General features: G+C 70.0%; 10 protein-coding genes. 7 read left to right on the forward strand and 3 right to left on the reverse strand.

Going from position 1 to position 16,590, the window contains the following annotated elements; translation table 11 throughout:
* The first annotated feature begins 33 nt into the window (after positions 1-33).
* The 3 genes from EIZ44_RS08970 to EIZ44_RS08980 are packed head-to-tail and all read left to right on the forward strand — an operon-like array spanning position 34 to position 3,217.
* Positions 34-1,494: an FAD-dependent oxidoreductase gene (locus EIZ44_RS08970; RefSeq protein ID WP_134728244.1), complete on the forward strand. Its 1,461-nt coding sequence runs from the start codon at positions 34-36 to the stop codon at positions 1,492-1,494.
* Positions 1,491-2,588 carry a hypothetical protein gene (locus EIZ44_RS08975; RefSeq protein ID WP_134728245.1) on the forward strand — a complete coding sequence of 366 codons (1,098 nt, stop codon included), beginning with the start codon at positions 1,491-1,493 and terminating at the stop codon, positions 2,586-2,588. Before EIZ44_RS08970 ends, EIZ44_RS08975 begins: the two co-directional genes overlap by 4 nt.
* Before the next feature lie 29 nt (positions 2,589-2,617).
* The gene (locus tag EIZ44_RS08980) at positions 2,618-3,217 is read left to right on the forward strand and encodes a TetR/AcrR family transcriptional regulator (protein ID WP_134728246.1); all 600 of its coding nucleotides are present in this window, start codon (positions 2,618-2,620) and stop codon (positions 3,215-3,217) included.
* Positions 3,218-3,248: 31 nt separating this feature from the next.
* On the opposite strand, the gene EIZ44_RS08985 is transcribed toward EIZ44_RS08980, so the two are convergent.
* The 3 genes from EIZ44_RS08985 to EIZ44_RS08995 all read right to left on the reverse strand — a co-directional run bounded on the left by EIZ44_RS08985 (position 3,249) and on the right by EIZ44_RS08995 (position 8,465).
* Entirely contained in the window at positions 3,249-4,463 is a 1,215-nt protein-coding gene (locus EIZ44_RS08985; protein ID WP_134728247.1) for a cytochrome P450, read from the reverse strand.
* Between the two features lie 82 nt (positions 4,464-4,545).
* Positions 4,546-7,611 (reverse strand): ATP-binding protein, encoded by a 3,066-nt coding sequence (locus EIZ44_RS08990; protein ID WP_134728248.1) that lies wholly within the window; start codon positions 7,609-7,611, stop codon positions 4,546-4,548.
* Positions 7,612-7,640: 29 nt separating this feature from the next.
* On the reverse strand, positions 7,641-8,465 hold the full coding sequence (locus tag EIZ44_RS08995; RefSeq protein WP_134728249.1) for a DUF4097 family beta strand repeat-containing protein: 825 nt from the start codon (positions 8,463-8,465) through the stop codon (positions 7,641-7,643).
* 262 nt (positions 8,466-8,727) lie between these two features.
* On the opposite strand from EIZ44_RS08995, the gene EIZ44_RS09000 reads away from it, so the two are divergent.
* The 4 genes from EIZ44_RS09000 to EIZ44_RS09015 all read left to right on the forward strand — a co-directional run bounded on the left by EIZ44_RS09000 (position 8,728) and on the right by EIZ44_RS09015 (position 16,587).
* Positions 8,728-13,107, forward strand: coding sequence for an RHS repeat-associated core domain-containing protein (locus tag EIZ44_RS09000; RefSeq protein WP_134728250.1), 4,380 nt, complete (start codon positions 8,728-8,730; stop codon positions 13,105-13,107).
* Between the two features lie 614 nt (positions 13,108-13,721).
* Positions 13,722-14,516 (forward strand): hypothetical protein, encoded by a 795-nt coding sequence (locus EIZ44_RS09005; RefSeq protein ID WP_037806263.1) that lies wholly within the window; start codon positions 13,722-13,724, stop codon positions 14,514-14,516.
* Between the two features lie 71 nt (positions 14,517-14,587).
* Positions 14,588-16,291 (forward strand): fatty acyl-AMP ligase, encoded by a 1,704-nt coding sequence (locus EIZ44_RS09010; protein WP_134728251.1) that lies wholly within the window; start codon positions 14,588-14,590, stop codon positions 16,289-16,291.
* Between the two features lie 23 nt (positions 16,292-16,314).
* Positions 16,315-16,587 (forward strand): acyl carrier protein, encoded by a 273-nt coding sequence (locus tag EIZ44_RS09015; RefSeq protein WP_134728252.1) that lies wholly within the window; start codon positions 16,315-16,317, stop codon positions 16,585-16,587.
* The last annotated feature ends 3 nt before the right edge of the window (positions 16,588-16,590 follow it).

Genomic DNA, 16,590 nt, shown 5'->3' on the forward strand with positions numbered 1-16,590 from the left:
AAGTTGTATGAATGACGAGCGGAGCTGGTTCGGATGAAGCTCGGCAAGACCGCTGTCGTCCTCGGCGGAAGCGTCGCGGGCCTGTGCGCCGCCGGGGCGCTGTCCCCGTATTTCGATCAGGTCCTCGTGCTGGAGCGGGACGAGCTGCCGGAGGGGGCCGAGCACCGGCGCGGGGTGCCGCAGAGCAAGCACCCGCATTTCCTGCTGAACTCGGGCCGCCGGGCGATCACCGCGCTCTTCCCCGGTTTCGAGGACGACCTCGTCGCGGCGGGCGGGCTGCACCTGATGCCGTCGATGGACGCCGCCTACCTGGACCGGGAGGGCTGGTCGGCGCGCAAACGCAGTGCGATGACGATGGTCTACAGCTCGCGCGTCCTCATCGAGCGCGTGCTGCGGGACAAGGTGCGCCAACTGTCCAATGTGGACATCTGGGAACACGTGGCGGTGCGCGGCCTTGGCACCGCGCCCGGGGCGGTCACCGGTGTCGACATCGCCCGGCCCGGGGGAGAGGAGCATCTCGACGCCGACTTCGTCGTGGACGCGATGGGCCGCGGCTCGCCCGTCGCGAACTGGCTGGCGGCGGCGGGCTGGCCGGAGCCCGAGGTGCGGACCCTCGACGCCAAGGTCACCTACACGTCGCGCTGGTACGAGCTGCCGCCGCCGGAGAGCCGTCCGGAGTCCTGGTGGTGGCGGCACCTGGTGCTGATGCCGACCCAGGACCGCGGCGGGCATCCCGCGGAGCACGAGTTCCTGGTGAACTTCTTCCCGATCGAGGGCGACCGGGTCATCGCCTGCATGGGTTCGTGGGGACTGGAGATGCCGCGGACGGCCGACGCCTTCGTCGAATCGGCGCGCAGGACGCGGACGCCGTTGTTCGCCGCGGCGATGGACCGGTGCACGCCGTCCTCGGAGGTGCATCTGACGCGGTCCACCGGCAACCGGTGGCGGCGCTACGACCGCTGGACGAGCCCGCCGCGAGGCCTGGCGTTCGTCGGCGACTCGATCTGCGCGTTCAATCCGTTCTACGCACAGGGCATCAGTTCCGCGTCGGGTTCGGCGCTGCTGCTGCGCGAGCATCTGGCCCGCGCGACCAACCTCGACGCGAGCTTCTGCGCGCGATTCCTTGCGGCGCAATGCGACCTGCTCAAGGTGCCCTGGACTCTGGCGATGGCCCGCGACCGCGGCTACGAGTGCGCGGAGGGCACCGAATGCCTGCCTGGGTGGCAACGTCGCCTCCTCGCGGCCGTCTCCGCCCCAGCGTTCAGCCTTGTCGTCGGCGCCGCCCGGGAGGACGACGTCGTCGACGAGCATTTCGCGAAAGTCTTCAACCTCGACGAGTCGCTGGGCGAGATGATGCGCACCCCGCGCGTGCTCGCCGGGCTGGCCCGCTACTGCGTCCGCTCCATGCTGGGCAGGCACCGGGTGCCCTTCGGCTTCGATCCCCAGGCCGAGCCGCCCGCCACCGACTACTCGCCGGCCGCGGTCGCGGGATGAGCGCCGGGTGCGGGCCGGAGGCGGAGGAAGTCGCCCGGCGGCTCGGTTTCGACTGCCACGACGTCAGCCCGGTGGTCTCGGTCCGGGCGCCGTGGGACCTGGCGCACTGGACGATGCCGCTGCTGGAGGTGCTGATCGTCGGCGGAGCCGTGTTCGCGCTCTGGCACGCCGTGCGCCGCTATCGCGCGGGCGATCCGGTCAACCTGGCGCTGTGGTGGGCTTCGCTGGTGTATCTCGTCGTCACCGAACCGCCGCTGTACTTCCCCGAATGGTTCGGCCTCGACCGGCTGTACGGATTCATCTTCGCGCACAACCGGTTCACCGTGCAGTTCATGGGGGACCGGCTGCCGCTTTATATCGTGGCGTTCTATCCGGTGATCAGCCAGCTCGCCTACGAACTGGTGCGGTCGCTGGGGGTCTTCCGCCGCCGCGGCCCGCTGATCGGCTCCGTCGCCGTCGCGTTCGCCTGCCAGGTCTTCTACGAGGTCTTCGACCAGGTGGGCCCGCAACTGAAGTGGTGGGCCTGGAACCCGGCCGACCGCATCGTCAACCAGCCCGCGCTCACCGCGGTTCCGATGACCAGCATGCTGTTGTTCGCTTCGGTTTCGATGGCAGCGATGACCTACCTCGTGGTGCGCTTCACCGGCAGCCCGGCCGGAGACGGCCGACCGCGCCGCGGCTGGCGGCTGGTTCCGCGCATCCTCGCGGCGGGCGTCCTCACCCCGTTCACCATGGCCGTCGCCGGACTCCCGGCGAGTCTGTTCGGCGGCGATCATCCGAACCAGGTCGCGCAAGCGTGGGTGCTCGGCGCGGAACTGGGCCTCGTCTGGGTGGCCGGCGCGTGGATCGTCGTGGCACAGCTGCGCTCCGGCGAGCGCGGCGCGGGCGAGCCGCAGTCGGCGTTCGCCCGGTACTACCCCGCGATCTACCTGGGCGGGATGGCAGTGTTCTGGATCGGCGCGCTGCCCGCCTATTTCGGAGCCCGCGACGGCATCACCAGTGACGGTTCCCCGATCGGGAGCGGACCGTACGCGCTCGCGTGCTTCCTCGCCGCCGGTTCGCTGCTGGCCGCCGCTCGCCCCGCCCGTCAGTGACCTGCGGTCTCGTCTGGAACGATGGGGTCATGGGGTACCACGGATGGCAGGGCGACCCGCCCGGCGCCGAAGACGAGGCACGCCGCCGGATCGTGCAGGCGGCGATAGCGTGCATCGACCGCGCCGGGCTGGCCAAGACCAACCTCTCCCACATCGCCGCCGAAGCCGGAGTGACCCGGCAGACCGTCTACCGCTACTTCTCCGGCCTGGCCGAAATCCTGCGCGCCGTCGCCCACGCGGGCGCCGAGGAGTTCGCCGAACGGATGCGGCGGCACCTGTCCGCGTTCGACAGCCCGGTCGAGATCGCCGTCGAGTCCGTCGTGTTCGCCGTCCGCAGCCTGCCCGACGAGCCCTACCTCGGTTTGCTGCTCCAGGCCGGGGAAGCCGACTATTTCACCGCCGGGACCGCCACGCCGCCGTCCTTCTCCCTCGGCGCGCGAATCCTGCGAGACACCGAGGCCGACTGGTCCGCCGCGGGCGTGCACACCGACGCCGAACTCCAGCAACTCGCCGAGATCCTGATGCGGCTGTTCATGTCGTTCCTGCAATACCCGTCGACACCACCGGCGACCGACGACGAACTGCGCGACCTGGTGCGCCGCTGGATCGGCCCGGCACTGCGCGGCTGACGCCCGGCGCCATGGTGAACGTGGCGCTCGCTCAGCCCCAGGTGACCGGAAGCTCGTGCACCCCATAGATATTCATGTTGGTCCGCAACGGCACCTCCCCAGCCGGAACCGCGAGCCGCAGGTCCGGGAAACGCCGGAACAGGCCCTCGAACCCCACGCGCATCTCGATGCGAGCCAGCTGCTGTCCCAAGCATTGGTGGACGCCATGGCCGAACGCCACCTGCCCGCGGACCTTGCGGTGCAGGTCGATCGTGTCGGGGTCCTCGAAATGCTTCGGGTCGCGGTTGGCGGCGAGCAGCGAGACGACCACAGTCGAGCCAGCCGGAATAGTCTCGCCGCCGACCTCGATGTCCTCGGTGGCGTAGCGGTAGAAGATGTCAGCCACCGACAGGTAGCGCATCAGCTCTTCCACCGCGTTGCCGAACAGCGTCGGGTCGGCGCGCAGTTCCGCCAGCTGCGTCGGGTGCTCGAGCAGCGCGAAGGCGCCGAGGGACAGCATGTTCGCGGTGGTCTCGTGCCCGGCCAGCAACAGCAGGAACGCCATGCCGGTCAGTTCTTCGATGCTGAGGTCCTCGTCACGGGCGAGGTCGGACAGGATGTCCTCGCCCGGTTCGGCGCGCTTGTCCGTGCACAGCTGGCCGAGGTAGCCCATCATCGCGCCGAAGGCGGCCATCTTGTCTTCGAGGTTGACGTCGCGCTCCATGAACTTCGACGAGTTCGCCTGGAAGGTTTCGCGGTCGGCGTAAGGAACGCCGAGCAGTTCGCAGATCACCAGCGACGGCACGGGAAGCGCGAACTCCCGCACGAGGTCGATCGGCGGCGCGAGCTGGGCGACCGCGTCCAGCTGCTGTTCGGTGATCGCGATGATGCCGTCTTCGAGCTGCTTCATCCGCTTGACCGTGAAGGCGCCGGTGAGCTTGCGCCGCAACCGGGTGTGGTCGGGGGCGTCCATGCTGATGAACAGTCCGGGGATCTGCGGCGACGGTTCGGTGGCGACCGGCATGCCCGGCGTCTCGTACGGCACGTGGACCACGCCGAGGTCGAGGCGGTTGCTGAACCGGGCGTCGGACATGACCTGGCGGACCGCCTCGTACCCGGTGATCAGCCAGCCCTCGTGGCCGTCGGGGAAGAGCATCGGGCTGACCGGGCGGGTTTCGCGCAGCGCGGTGATCGCCGACGGCGGGTCGAACGGGCCTGCGTCGCGGTCCATCGGCAGGCCGTTGACCGGGGAAACCTGCTGGTTCATCGGGAAATCCTCTCGTGGTGGCTTGATGTCACCACGATCTCCGAGCGCCCAGACACCGAGCCGTCACGGCGCTGACACGGGATCAGGCCCGCGTCAGCGGCTCCGTGACCAGGTCGGTCCACACACCCGCGGCGCCTTCCCGGGCGGCTTGGTCGAACGCGGCGTCGCCGAGGTGGTTGCGCGCCTCCTGCTCGATCCGCGGCACGTCCGGGTTCGACAGGTCTTTCCGGCCGAGCACCTGCGCGCTCGCGGCCAGCAGCCGTGCGGCGTGCTCGTACTGCCCGCGCCGCAGCGCCAGGTCGGCGACCCCGACGACCGCCTGCGCGATCTCCGGCGCGCGTCCGGTTTCCGCTGCCGCGTCGCAAGCAGCGGCACGGTGTTCGCGCGCCTCCTCGAGATCGGTCGCGAACCACGCGTGCAAGTCGTGGGCCGCGGCGCGCAGATGCGGTTGCTGCGCTTCGTCGCCGAGCAGGCTCATCGCGTGGCCGAACTGGTCGAAAGCGTCCTGCGCGTTGCCGTTCCACCGCGCCAGTTCCGCCCGGACGAGGGCGAGCGATGCCAGCGTCCCGGGCCACGTGACGCCTTCCGCGAGTCTTTCCGCCTCGGCGACCGCGGCGGCGCAAGCGTCCTTGTCTCCCGCGAGCCAGTGCAGCCGCGCCTGCCGCATGCGCAGCTGGACGATGTCGTCGAGGGCGTCCAGCTCGGCGACGACCGCGATCGCCTGGTCGAAATGCTCGCTCGCCTCGCCGAATTCGCCGCGCATGGCGAGGCAGCCGGCCAGTTCGGTCTGCGCGAACGAGATCCCGAACCGTTCGCCGAGCACCCGGAACTCGACCAGCGATTCGTCGAACCAGGATTCGCAGTCCTGGCCGAGCATCATCCGCAGTTTGCCGATGTGCAGCCGGGACAACGCGCGCACCCACGGGTCCTCGTCGTCCAGCAGCGACTCCCACGCGGGCAGGAGCGCGTCCGTGTCGCGCAGCATCATCTCCAGCGGCACCACCAGCCGGAGCGCCGCGTGCAGGTGCCGGCCGTGTTTGCCGAACTCGTACGCCTTGTGGATCCACTGCGCGGCTTCCGGCATGTCGCCGGGGCCGGACGTGGCGAACATCGAGGTCAGCGCGTACACGATGGCTCTGGTCCCGTCGGGGACCTCGCCGGGAATCGCGATCGCGGCGGCGATCAGTTCCATGCCCTCGGCCTTGCGGCCCACAAGCCACCAGTACCAGCCGCAGGCTGCGGCGAGCCGCATCGCGGCATGCGCGTCACCCGCGGCAAGCGCGCCGCGCATGGCCGAGACGAGATTGTCGTGCTCTGCCTTGAGAACAGTGAGCCATTCCAGCTGCTCGCCGCGGCGCAAGCGGGGTTCCGCAGTTTCGGCCAGTTCGGTGAAGTACGCGAGATGCGCTTGCCGGGCGAGCTCGGTCTCCCCGGCCTCGGCGAGGCGTGCGGCGCTGTACTCCTTGATGGTGCCGAGCATCCGGTACCGCGGCGCGCCTTCGCCGAACGCGACGAGCAGGGACTTGTCGCTGAGCGCGGCGAGCAGGTCCAGCACCTCGTACTCGTCGACGAGTTCTCCCGCGCAGACCCGTTCCGCCGCCTCGAGGCTCGCGCCGCCGGCGAACACCGACAGCCTGCTCAGCACGAGCCGTTCGCCGTCGCTGAGCAGTTCCCAGCTCCAGTCGACCATCGCGCGCAGCGTCCGGTGCCGGGGAAGAGCGGTGCGGCTGCCGCCGGTCAGCAGCCGGAACCGGTCGTCGAGGCGGTCCGCGAGCTGCTCGGCGGACATCGTGCGGAGCCGGACCGCGGCCAGTTCGATCGCGAGCGGCATCCCGTCGAGCGCGGTGCAGATGCGGACCAGCGTCCGGTCGTCGGCGAGGTCCTGGTTCCGCGTCGTCGCCCGATCGCGCAGCAGCTGGACGGCCTCGGCGCGGGCGAGCGGTTCGACCGGCCACAATGCCTCGCCGGTGATCCCCAGCGGTTCCCGGCTCGTCGCGAGGATCCGCAGTCCGCGGCATTCGCCGAGCAGCCGGTGTGCGAGCGCGGCGGCGGACTCGATGACGTGTTCGCAGTTGTCCAGCACCAGCAACGTTTCGCGGTCCCGGATCGCGGAGACCAGCCGGTCCACCGGGTCCGCGGCGGACGCTTCCCCGAGCAGCGCGTCGCGGAGGCCGAGCCCGGACAGCGTGGCCTGCGCGACGTCGTCCCCGCTCCCGACCGCGGCCAGTTCGACCAGCCACGCGCCGTGGTGCAGGCCGGAGACCAGCGTGCGGGCGGTTTCCGTGGCCAGCCGGGTCTTCCCCGAGCCGCCGGGCCCGGTCAAGGTGGTGAGCCGATGCCGCGAAACCAGGTCGCGGACCGCGGCTACATCGGCTTCTTTCCCGATGTAGCTGGTGAATTCGGCGCGCAGGTTGGTCTTGCGGGTCTCCTCGCGCCGTCCCACCTCGCCGCGCAGCAACGCGACGTGCAGCGCGGACAGTTCGGGCGACGGGTCGGCGCCCAGTTCGTCGGCCAGCGTTTCCCTGATCCGCTGGAACGCTTGCAACGCCTCGGTGTTGCGGCCCGCGGCGGCGAGCGCGCGCATCAGCGCGGCGACGAGCCTTTCCCGCACCGGGTGCGCGGCGACCAGGTCGGTCAGCTCCGGGACGAGATCCGCGCCGCCGCCGAGATCGAGCTCGGCTTCGAACCGGTCCTCCATGGCCGTCAGCCGCAGTGATTCCAGCCGCGTGGCCGCCGCGTCGAACGCGTCGCTGTCCTGCAATCCGACGTCCTGCATCGCCGGACCGCGCCACAACTCCAGCGCCTCGCGCAGCCGCCCAGGCCCGTGGTCGCGGGCCTGGGCGACGAGCCGCTCGAAGCGCACCGCGTCGACCGCGTCGGCGTCGATCGCCAGCCGGTACCCGTCGGTCAGTCCTTCGACCACGGCGCCCGGGAGCGCCTTGCGCAGCCGGGAAACCAGGCGTTGCAAGGCGTTCGCGGCGTCGGCCGGCGGCTGCTCGCCCCAGATCCAGTCGATCAGCGACGCCTTCGGCACGACCTGGCCCGGCCGGAGCGCGAGGGCGACGAGCAGCCCGCGCAACCGGGCGCCCGGCACCTCGGCCGTCGTGCCGTCGCGGACCTCGAACGGACCCAGGATCTTGATCTGCACCCGTCCGATCCTGCCATCCGATCGGGTGGTCAGGCAGCGGAATAGACGACGATGTCGTCGAGCCGGGTGCGGGCGTGGACCTTGAGCGCGCCGCGCGGGCTCTCCGGCGTGCCGAGGGTGTTGCGCACGGCGCCCTTCGTGCTCTTCGCGTCCACGTCGGCGGCGGTGCCCGCGCTGACGCCGACCTCGATCCCGCCGGCCGCGTTCGACAGCTCCACCTGACCGCGCGTGACCCGCCCGATCCGGATCGGGCAGTCGGCCGCCTTGGCGACGACGCTCCCGTCCGCGGTGCCGATGTCGAAGCTGCCGTTCGACCCGCCGAGGTCCACGTCGGACCGCGCGTGGCCGATCCAGACCTTGCCGCTGGTGCCCTGGTACCGGATCTCGCCGTCGACCTCGCCCAGCCGCAGGCCCGCCGCGCTGCCCTCGATGACCACGTCGCCGCCGACGTGCCCGACCGCGAGCCCGCCCGCGCCGAGGTTCCCGCGCAACGCGGCGACCCGGTCGAGCTGCACCTGGCCCGAGCCGATGTTGACCTCGCAGTCGCCGAGGGCGCCGTCCGCCTGCACCTCGGTCCAAGCCGTGTTGAGCACGATCTTGGACCCGGCGGGCAGTTCGATCGCGATATCGACGGAACCGGTCTGGCGTCCGGACTTGGTGGTCTTCACAGTGAGGACCCCGTCGGCGAACTCGACCTTGGTCTTCTCGGCGACCTTCACGTCGGTCGAGTTCGCCGCGTCGACCGGCTGCACTCGCACGACGGTCTCGGCGCGCTCGCCCGCGGTGATCCGGACGCGAGCACCCGCGGTGGTCAGCGCGGCGGTGATGGGGTTGGGGGTGGTGAACGTGGACATTTCCGGTCTCCCTGGCTGGTTCAGCGGTTCGTTGTGACCACATTCGCCCGCTGGGCGGACACGCTGCTGTCACGGCTCAGACGCCGGGGAAGCGGCCGTGTCAGGCACGGTGTCAGCGCGGACCGGATCGGTGCTCGGGCAACATCGGGACTTCGTTCGGGCAGGGACTCGCGGTGCCGCGGGCGGACGGTTGCCGCGTGCCGCTAGGTTTCCGGGGGAGTTCGCCGGGATCGGGCCCGGCCGCAAGGGGGTTGTACGTCGCATGAGTAATCCGTTGGTCGCACCGGTGAAGGAGACTTCGGCGATGGCCGGGGTCCCGTTGCTGGAGGACGCGACGGGGCTGAAAGAGGCGATCGAGAGCAAGAACTGGGCCGCGGTCGCGATCGGCGCGGTGGGGACCGCGCTGGACGTGCTCACCGCGGTGATGGACCCGTTCGGCGCGATCTTCGCCGCCGGGGTCGGCTGGCTGATGGAGCACGTCGGTCCGCTCAAGGAAGCTCTCGACGCGCTCACCGGCAACGCGGACGAGATCAAGTCCCAGGCCGCGACGTGGACCAACGTCGCGAAGGAGCTCGAGAGCGTCTCGGCGGAGCTGACCGAGCTGGTCAAGAAGGATCTGCAGGACTGGCACGGCGAAGCGGCCGACAGCTACCGCAAGAAGGCCGAGGACACCTCCGCCCTGATCGCGAGCGCGCAGAAGGGCAGCGAGGGCGCCGCGAGCGGGGTGAAGACCGCGGGCGAGATCGTCGCGGCGGTCCGGTCTCTCGTCCGCGACACCATCGCCGACCTCGTCGGGCACCTGATCTCGTGGGCGCTGCAGGTCGTGTTCACGCTCGGGATCGGGATGACCTGGGTCGTGCCGCAGGTGATCTCCGCGGTCGCCAAGACGGCGTCGAAGATCGGCCAGGTCACCACGAAGCTGGTGAAGGCGCTCAAGGCGCTGATGCCGCTGCTGAAGAAGGCCGGGACGCTGTTCGCCGACGCCGGGAAGGCGTTGAAGGGGATCAAGGGCGGCAAGCCGAAGCCGAGTCCCAAGCCGAAGGACATCGAAACCCCGAAGGGTTCGCCGGGCAAGGGCGGCGGCAAGAACGAGAGCACGACGACCTCCAGCGCGGATTCGCCGCCGGCGAACTCCGGCGGGCACGAAGGCGGTTCCGGCGGCCGGGGACCGGAGACCGACGGCACGCGCGGCGGCGGCAACGACGGTCCGGTGCACTCTCCCGGCGGCGGGCAGTCCGGGGGCGGCTCGCACGGCGGCGGTTCCGGGTCGCGCGGCGGCTCCGGGCCGAACATCCGGGACAACAGCCGCGGGCCGCAGCAGGACCGCGTGCCGGACAAGAACATGAACACCTGCGGCGATCCGATCGACGTGGCCAGCGGCGACGTGGTGCTGCCGCAAACGGACGTCGAACTGGCGGGCGTGCTCCCGCTGGTGCTGCGCCGGGTGCACCTCTCGTCGTATCGGGCGGGGCAGTCCTTCGGCCCGAACTGGGCGTCCACTGTGGACCAGCGGATCGAGGTGGACGACGAGGGCGTGTCGTTCGCGTCCGACGACGGCACGCTGCTGTTCTACCCGCACCCGGCGCCGGAGGCCATGCCGCTGGCCGGACCGCGGCGGCGGCTCGCGCTGACCGGCGACGGGTACACGATCACTCTCCCCGACGAGGGCCGGACGCTGCACTTCGGCCGCGGCGGCCCGGTGCTGCCGCTGCGGGCGATCACCGATCGCAACGGGCACCGCGTCGAGTTCGTCCGTGACGACGCCGGCACGCTCGCCGAGGTCCGGCACAGCGGCGGGTACCGCGTGCGGGTCGAGTCCGCGGACGGGCTGATCAGCGCGTTTCACCTGTGCGGTGCCGACGGCGGCGCCGATCTGCCGCTGCTGCGGTACGGCTACCGGCACGGCCTGCTGACCGAGGTGGTCAACGCTTCCGGGGCGCCGCTGCGGTTCGCCTACGACGGCGAAGGCCGGATGACGAGCTGGACCGACCGCAACGGAGCCTGGTACCGCTACAGCTACGACGGCGAGGGCCGCGTCGTGCGAGCTGAAGGCTCCGGCGGATTCTTCAGCGGCTCGCTGTCCTACGCGGACGGCGTGACGCGGTGGACGAACTCCCTGGGCGAGCAGACCGCGTACCACCTCAACGAACGCGGGCAAACCCTGCGCGAGGTCGATCCGGCGGGCAACGAGACCCGCTCGGAGTGGGACGAGTTCGACCGGCTGCTCGCGCGCGCCGATCCGCTGGGCCGGGTGACCCGGTACGAGTACGACGAGGCCGGGAACACGGTGGCGGTGACGCGGCCGGACGGTACGCAGACCCGGTCCGAGTACAACGACCTCGGCCTTCCGGTGACGGTGATCGAGCCGGACGGCGCGGTCACCCGACGGGAGTACGACGCGCGCGGCAACCTCACGCGCCTGATCGACCCGGCGGGACAGGCCACCAGCTACAGCTACGACGAACACGGACACCTGTCGTCGATCACGGACGCGCTCGGCGGGGTTCGCGCCGTGACCACCGACGCGGCCGGATTGCCGATCTCGGTCACCGATGCGACCGGCGCCGCCACCCGGTTCGAGCGCGACGGTTTCGGGCGCATTTCGGCTGTGGTGGATCCCCTCGGCAACGCCACGCGACTCGGGTGGACGGTCAGCGGCGAACCGGCGTGGCAGACGCTGCCGGACGGAACTGCCGAACGGTGGATTTACGACGGCGAGGGCAACCTGCGCACCCACGTCGACGCCCTCGGCCAGACCACGGTCACCGAAGTGACCCACTTCGACCTGCCTGCGGCGGAAGTGCGCCCTGACGGCACCCGGCTGGAATTCGGCTACGACACCGAATTGCGCCTCGTCTCCGTGCGCGACGAGCGCGGGAACTACTGGCGCTGCCGGTACGACGCGGCCGGGAACCTGGTCGAGGAAACCGATTTCGACGGCCGGGTGCTGCGCTACGCCTACGACGCGGCGGGCCAGCTCGTCAGCCGCGTGAACGGGGCGGGCGAGATCACCCGGTTCGGCTGGGACGCGCTGGGCAGCCTGGTCGAAGAGCAGGCCGGCGACAGCACGAGCCGCTACGACTACGACCGGGCGGGCCGGGTCGTCCGCGCGGTCAACGCCGACACGGAGCTGACCTGGACCTACGACGCTTGCGGGCGCGTCCTCGCCGAAAGCTGCAACGGCCGGGTGCTGCGCTCGGAGTACGACGCGCTCGGCAGGCGGGTCAAGCGGATCCTGCCCTCGGGCACCGCCAGCGAGTGGAGTTTCGACGCCGCGGGAAGCCTCGTCGGCGTGCGGGTCGACGGGCACGCCATGACGCTGGGGCGCGACCTGCTCGGCCGCGAATCCGATCGCTCGTGGGGCACGACGGTCATCCGGCACCACTGGAACGCGGTCGGCACGCTGGCCGCGCAAACCTTGTCGGGCGGTTACGCCGCGCAGCAACGACGTTCGTACGACTACCGGGCGGACGGCACGCTCAGGGCGGTCGACGACGCGTTGGCGGGCACCCGCCGGTTCGACGTCGACGCGCTCGGCCGGATCACCGGCGTCACCGGAACGGCCGGGACCGAGCATTACCGCTACGACGCCACCGGCAACGTCGTCGCGGCGAACTCGTCCGCGGTCAGCGGTCCGCACTCCGGTGCGCGCGAGTTCGCCGGAAACCGGATCGTCCGCGCCGGGGCGAACCAGTACGAGCACGACGCCCAAGGACGGCTGATCCGCCTGATCAGCCCGGGCGCGCGTACCACGCAGTACGAATGGAACGCCGACGACCGGCTCGTCGCAGTGACCACAGTGGACGGACACCGCTGGCGCTACCGCTACGACGCGATGCGGCGGCGCACCGCCAAGCAGCGGCTGTCGGCCACCGGCGAGGTCGTCGAACAGGTCGACTTCACCTGGGACGGGTCCCGGCTGGCGGAGGAGCACCACCGCGGTCCGGGCGGGCTGCGCCGGCTGCGGAACTGGGAGTTCGAACCGGAGACGGACCTGCCGCTGATCCAGGGCGAGAAGGTGCTGGACGCGAACACCCCGCAGCAGGTGGTGGACCGCCGCTACCACGCGATCGTGACCGACCTCGTGGGAACGCCGACCGAACTGGTGGGCCTGGACGGCTCCGTCGCCCGAAGCGGACCGCGCACCATCTGGGGCGCGGAATCCGGCCGCGGCGACGACGTCACGCCGCTGCGGTTCCCCGGCCAGTACTTCGACGCCGAGACCGGCCTGCACTACAACTACCACCGCTACTTCGACCCGGCCCTCGCCCGCTACCTCAGCGCCGACCCGGTCGGGCTGACCGGCGGCACGAACGCCCAGATGTACGTCAGCAACCCGACGCTGCTGGTCGACCCGCTCGGCCTCAACGACTGCAAGTGGACGTTCAGCAAACAGGACATGCGGTTCGGGAACCAGCCGCTGACCGCGGCCGAGCAGGCGAAATTCGATACGTTCCAGAACTACATCCACAACAACAAGTGGCATCCGAAGAAGGCCGCCGAGGAAGCGGGCGACATGAACTACAAGCAGCTGAGCGGAAACCAGTTCCAGATCCGCCTCGGCGGGAAGCAGCGCGCGACCTTCCGGGTGCTGGACGACGAGAAGCGGGTCGAGATGATCCAGCTCGGCGGGCACACCTGAGCCGCTGCTGAAAGGCTCGGCGGGCCGCGCGCACGCGAGGTCTGCCGAGCCCTTCAGCCCCGTGGCGGGCCACTCGGTTGGAGCAGGCCCTGCTCCAATTCGGGGAGCCCGCCGGAATATGCATTTCGAACCCGAGCGAATTACGCGTGTGCGCCCGGGGTGCCCGTCGTGCGCGATCGAGGAGTTTTTCGCGAAGCGATATCTCGCGATGTCGCCGGGGAACGGCCCGCGAGGGGCTCGATCTGATGAATTCCGGCCAGGGAAAGGGAAGCCGGGCGACGCGATGCCCGGTAGTCGGCGAGCACTCGGACGGATGTTTTTCCTGGCATTCGTGGCAATGGCCTTTCGCCGGCCTCTCCCGGAGGCGGAGCATGTTTCCTCGCGGCGCTGAGGCGCGGGCGGATCGAAAATCGCGGAGAGGTGCTGTCATGGAATAGACCACTGCGCCCGCGTTCGCGGTGGCACATCCGCCCGCTCCGACTGTTGGCAGCACGTTTATTGCACTGGATTCTCGCCGGTTCGCACCTGCCGTTCCAGTGGAATATTCCTCCCTGCGTTTTCCGCGATTCCGCGCCGCGAACATTTCATCCGTCACCCGTGGACAAGGAGCAGTCATGACCGAGATCAGCCAGTCGCACCTGGGCCGGGAGGCCCTGGAGATCGCGCTGTGGCAGACGTCGTATCCCGAACTGGAGGCCGCCGCGAGGTCCGCGCTGCAGGATTTCGACGCGGACAGCAACGCCCAGGGCGTGGGCAACAAGGCGGCGGGGGACAACAGCCTGCTGCCCGACCTGGGTCCGCTGTCGAAGTTCGGTTCGTGGGAGTCGGTCGGCAGCACCATCGTGCACCGGGCGGTGACGCTCAGCGGCTTCAACCCGGGGAGCGAGAAATTCGACCCGGTCGCGTGGAGCGTTTTCCTGCAGAAATTCTCCACGATTCCGTTCTTCCTCACCTACACCTTCGACAACCGTGACGCGTCCATCAGCAAGACGTCGCTGAAAAAGGCCGTCGAAGCGGTGTCGGACCTGGTCGAGAACATCATGACGCCGGAGAACTTCCAAGGCATCGTGACCACCATCCAGAAGATCGGCCAGCTCGCGCTCGAGAACGAGGGGAGAAAACAGAAGAACTCCAACCAGCAGGTCGGGGTCCTGTCACGGCATCAAAGCTCGCTGTACCTCGGAGCCGTCCGGACCGCGGTGGAGATGGAGTACAAATCGGGCAAGGGGTACGAGCAGCTGAATCAGACTATTTACGTCTACCGCGGCTACGGCGTCCTCGATTTCGAGAAGTGCAAGCGCCACGCCGACACGCTGCTCAAGTGGGACGGCCAGGACGTGGACGACTGGGAGAAGGACACCGCCAGCTCCTCGAAACCGCCCAACGAGAGCCCCGCCTGGAAGCACTGAGCCGGTTCGTCCCGTGTTCCGCGGGCTCCCGGGGTCGCGGCCCCGGGAGCCCCTGACCCCAGGCAGGTCCCATGGTGTTCCCGCAACCGCGGCCTCCCGAGCGCCGAACGGTCTCGACCTTCGCCCAAGTCCTCGCCGACAATCTCGGCCATCCGGACGGGGGCTTCACCTTCGCCCACGAGCGCTTCGCGAGCTGGGCAGAGCTGTCGCGGGAAGCTCTGCGCCGCGGGCGGCAGCTGCTCCGGAGCGGCCTGCGCAAGGGAGACCGCGTCGCGCTCATCGTTCCCGAGCAGCAGGAATTCGTCCTCGCTTTCCTGGGCGCGGTCTCGGTCGGCGTCGTCCCGGTCCCGATGAGCCCGCCGATGGGCCTCGGCAAGTTCGAGGCGTACTGCGAGGACTCCGCGCACATCCTCCGCGCCGCGGGAGCACGCGCCCTCCTGATTCCCCGCAGCCTGGCAGACCTGCTGAACCCGCTCGTGCACGCTGTGGCCGGCATGCAGGTCCTCGATCCGGAGGACCTCTTCGCCGAACCCTTGCCGCGCAACGCGCCCCAGTCCGAGGACATCCTTCCCGAGGACGTGATGTTCCTGCAGTTCACCTCGGGAAGCACGGCGGCCCCCAAGGGCGTACGGGTCACGCACGCCAGCGCGCTCGCCAACTGCGCGGCCATCATCGGCGCCCTTCGCCTCGACCGCGGCCGCGACCGGGGCGTGAGCTGGCTGCCGATGTACCACGACATGGGGCTGGTCGGTTTCGTGCTGGCACCGCTGCTGGCGCGCTGCCCGGTGACCTTCCTGCCGACGCTGCGCTTCGCGCTCTCGCCGAGGCTCTGGCTGGAAACGGTGAGCCGTCACCGCGCGACCGTGACCTTCGCGCCGAACTTCGGCCTGGCGTTGGCGATCAAGCACACCCCGGCCGACGAGTTGCGGCAACTGGATCTGTCCTGTCTGAGAGTCGTGGGCTGCGGCGCAGAACCCAACCACCCCGAGACACTACGGTCCTTCGCGACGCACTTCGCGACGGCCGGACTGCGTCCGGGGGCGGTCGTCCCGTGTTACGGCATGGCAGAGGCGACGCTCGCGATCTCGTTCGGCGAGCTCGGAGTCCCGCTCGCCCCAGACGTCATCCAAACGGAGCCCTACCACGCACACAGCCTGGCGCGACCGGCCTCAGCCTCCGAAGAGCACGTGGCGTTCGTGCCGTGCGGACGTCCCGTCGCGGGCCATCGCGTCCTCATCGTGGACGACGACGGGAATCCGCTGCCGGAACGGCACATCGGCGAGGTGGTCTTCCAGGGACCGAGCGTGGCGGCGGGATATCACGAGGACCCGGAAGCGACCCGGCGAAGCTTCACACCGCGCGGCCTGCGCACGGGGGATTGCGGCTACCTGGCAGACGGCATCCTCTACGTGACGAGCCGGAAGAAGGACCTGCTCATCGTCAACGGGCGCAACCACGACCCCCAGACCGTGGAATGGACCGCGGCCGAGGTGCCCGGCCTGCGCAAGGGCAACGTCGTCGCCTTCACCCGGCCCGGCCGGGCGACCGAGGAGGTCGTGATCGTCGCCGAACTCCGCGACGGCGACGCCGCCGCAGTGGCGAGGCGGGTCCGCGGCCGCGTCCAGACGACGCTGTCCCTGCCCGTGGCCGACGTCCTCCTGGTGCCGCCAGGGGAACTGCCCAAGACGTCCAGCGGCAAGGTCCGGCGAAACACGACACGACAGCAGTATCTGCAGGGATTTCTCCACCGCGGCGCGCTTTCCGAAGCGCATTGAGCACCCCTTTGGGAGGAGCAACCATGGACACCCGTCTACCCCCTCGAGAGCGAGAACAGCTGTACACCCTGATCCGCGAAAAGCTGGAACTCGGCGGCGCGGAGCTCGACGACACCACGACGGTGGCAGAGCTGCCCGGGGTCGACTCGGTGAAGGTCCTCAGCCTGGTGGGCGCGGTCGAGCTCGGCTTCCGGGTCAACCTGGGCTTCGAGGCGATCCCGCAGGTACGGACGGTGCACGACATTGAGCGCCTGATCTGCGATTCGCGCGAGCAGTACGCCGCGCGAGCGTCGTGAGCC

The organism is Amycolatopsis nivea, from assembly GCF_004522235.1.
Taxonomy (GTDB): Bacteria; Actinomycetota; Actinomycetes; order Mycobacteriales; family Pseudonocardiaceae; genus Amycolatopsis; species Amycolatopsis nivea.

What these genes read in the sequence shown, in the direction of transcription:
- EIZ44_RS08970 (WP_134728244.1), top strand. Translation starts at nt 34, where the DNA reads ATGAAGCTCGGCAAGACCGCTGTCGTCCTCGGCGGAAGCGTCGCGGGC.
- EIZ44_RS08975 (WP_134728245.1), top strand. Translation starts at nt 1,491, where the DNA reads ATGAGCGCCGGGTGCGGGCCGGAGGCGGAGGAAGTCGCCCGGCGGCTC.
- EIZ44_RS08980 (WP_134728246.1), top strand. Translation starts at nt 2,618, where the DNA reads ATGGGGTACCACGGATGGCAGGGCGACCCGCCCGGCGCCGAAGACGAG.
- EIZ44_RS08985 (WP_134728247.1), bottom strand. Translation starts at nt 4,463, where the DNA reads ATGAACCAGCAGGTTTCCCCGGTCAACGGCCTGCCGATGGACCGCGAC.
- EIZ44_RS08995 (WP_134728249.1), bottom strand. Translation starts at nt 8,465, where the DNA reads ATGTCCACGTTCACCACCCCCAACCCCATCACCGCCGCGCTGACCACC.
- EIZ44_RS09000 (WP_134728250.1), top strand. Translation starts at nt 8,728, where the DNA reads ATGAGTAATCCGTTGGTCGCACCGGTGAAGGAGACTTCGGCGATGGCC.
- EIZ44_RS09005 (WP_037806263.1), top strand. Translation starts at nt 13,722, where the DNA reads ATGACCGAGATCAGCCAGTCGCACCTGGGCCGGGAGGCCCTGGAGATC.
- EIZ44_RS09010 (WP_134728251.1), top strand. Translation starts at nt 14,588, where the DNA reads ATGGTGTTCCCGCAACCGCGGCCTCCCGAGCGCCGAACGGTCTCGACC.
- EIZ44_RS09015 (WP_134728252.1), top strand. Translation starts at nt 16,315, where the DNA reads ATGGACACCCGTCTACCCCCTCGAGAGCGAGAACAGCTGTACACCCTG.